The organism is Roseateles sp., from assembly GCF_036404855.1.
In the GTDB taxonomy this organism is placed as follows: Bacteria; Pseudomonadota; Gammaproteobacteria; order Burkholderiales; family Burkholderiaceae_C; genus Pelomonas.
The window spans coordinates 1-2,121 of the sequence record NZ_DASWYS010000137.1; the positions used below are offsets into that span (position 1 = coordinate 1).

2 protein-coding genes are annotated in these 2,121 nt (G+C 69.8%); one reads left to right on the plus strand and one right to left on the minus strand.

The genetic code is table 11. The annotated features are described in order from the left end of the window. Positions 1-1,638, minus strand: a 1,638-nt coding sequence (locus VGF12_RS09230; RefSeq protein ID WP_331175744.1) for a diguanylate cyclase domain-containing protein, incomplete at its 3' end; no start/stop codon positions are given. A 158-nt stretch (positions 1,639-1,796) separates the two neighbouring features. On the opposite strand from VGF12_RS09230, the gene yajC reads away from it, so the two are divergent. Next, positions 1,797-2,117, plus strand: coding sequence for a preprotein translocase subunit YajC (gene yajC, locus VGF12_RS09235; protein WP_331175745.1), 321 nt, complete (start codon positions 1,797-1,799; stop codon positions 2,115-2,117). Positions 2,118-2,121 lie beyond the last annotated feature (4 nt).

Below are 2,121 nucleotides of genomic sequence, written 5' to 3' on the forward strand. Positions count from 1 at the left end.
GCCGAAGCTTGCGCCGACGATGAAATCGTCCGGCGCGACGCCGGCCAGCGCGGCCAGCGGCGCGCGCAGGGTGGCCTCGAGGTGGCCGCACGCCGCTTCGGCGTCGGCACGGTTCTCGACCGACTCCAGCAGCAGCACGAACTCGTCGCCGGCGTAGCGGGCCACGACGTCGCCGATGCGCACTCCGGCGCGCAGGCGCTGCCCCGTCTCCTTCAATACGGCATCGCCGACAGCATGGCCGAAGCGCTGGTTGATCTCCTTGACGCGCGCGAGGTCAATGAGCATGACGGCAAAGGGCCAGCGGTCACCGCGGCGGCGCTGCTGCAGGATGCGGTCCTCGATGCGACGCAGGATGGCGCCGCGGTTGGTGAGGCCGGTCAACTGGTCGGTCAGCAGCCGCCTTTGCATGTCGGCAAAGCTGCGCGCGAGCTGCCCGAGCTCGTCCTTGCGGTGCACCTCGCGCGGTGGGTCCAGCAGGCCGTCGCCGATGCGGCGAGCGCTCTCGGCAAGCTCGCGCAACTCGCGGGTGACGACGCCGAGCACCGCCCAGCCCAGGCTGAGGGCCACGACGATGCCGAGGCCTGCCAGCACCCCGGCCTGCGTGACGCTGCGCTGCACGCCGACCAGAAAGTCGGCGCGCGGCACGGCGACGATGATGAGCCAGTCCAGTCCCAGCGCCGGGTCGACGCGGGCATAGCCGAGCTGCACATCGCGGCCCTCGTCGTCGCGGAAACGTTCCGTGCGCGGCGTCGCGTCCAGAGCGCCGGCGGCGGTGCGCCGTCGCACCGCGTCGAAGGCGGCCGCCACGAGCGCATCCGGGCTCTGGGCCGCATTCAGTCGCTCGCGCAGGCCTGCGGCCGGCGGCTTCATATGCGCGCCGCGCGACACGCCGATGAGTTGCCCATCCGCCTCGACGACCATGGCGACCGCGTTCTCCGTCAGGGCCAACCGCTGCAGCAGCGCGTTGACCTGTTGCAGCGGCAGGTCCGTCGCGGCCACGCCCTCGGGCTCTCCCACATCATTGCCCACACGTTTGGTGCGCGTCACGACCAGGTCCAGCGTCTTGAAGTCGACATACACCGGTGTCCATCCCAGGGGCGCCGGGCTCGTGATCGCGGTCTGGTACCAGGGGCGCTCGCGCGGCTCGAAGATCCGGTCCTCAGCGACCGGCGCGTGCGGACTACCGGTGATGCCGCTGAGACGGTAGAGGGTGCGCGGCCCGCTGCCCTCGGCGCGCGTGCGCAGCTCGGCCTCCTGCGGGGAGAAGCGCCACAGGCCGAGGAAGCGACCACGACGGTCGCCGTAGTAGACGTAGTTGTTCGGGTCCAGATGCACCGATGTGGCCAACCAGAAGCGGGTGCGCAGCGCGTCCTGCCCGAGGTCGTCCGGTGCCGTCAGGCCGGTGGGGAAGGCTGTCTCCAGTACCGCGTCGGCACCCCCGACGTGGCGCTCCAGGGACACGGCGATGCGGCTCACCGCCTCGATCAGCAACTGGCCGGACAGGTTGCCCACCGTGTCGCGCCCGGCTTGCCATGAGAGGCCGCCCATCAGCAGCACCACGGCTAGCATGAGCACGACGTAGGGCAGCGTCAGCAGGCGACGCAGACTCAGCCGGTCGGTCAGCGACCTGATCTGCAAGGGGGGCTCCGCGGCAGTTGGATGGCGGCGCAGGTTAGCAGGCCGTGCCCCGGGCGTCGCGGCCCCGCTGCGGTGCCGTTGGGAGGTCGGGCGGCGGCACTAGAATTCAAGGTTGCCCTGCGGTTCCCGCGGCCGCACCTCTCACCAAGGAAATCAACGTGTTCATCTCCAACGCCTACGCCCAGGCCGCTCCGGCAGCCTCTCCCGAGTCCGGCCTCCTCGGCATGCTGCCGCTGGTGCTGATGTTCGTGGTGCTCTACTTCGTCATGATCCGGCCGCAGATGAAGCGCCAGAAGGAGCAGAAGGCCATGATCGAGGCCCTGGCCAAGGGCGACGAAGTCGTCACGGCCGGCGGTGTCATCGGCAAGATCAGCAAACTGGGCGACAACTTCGTCCATGTCGAAGTGGCCGACGGCGTCGAGCTCCAGATCCAGCGCGGCGCCATCACCCAGGTTCTCCCTAAGGGCAGCTTGAAGTAAGTCT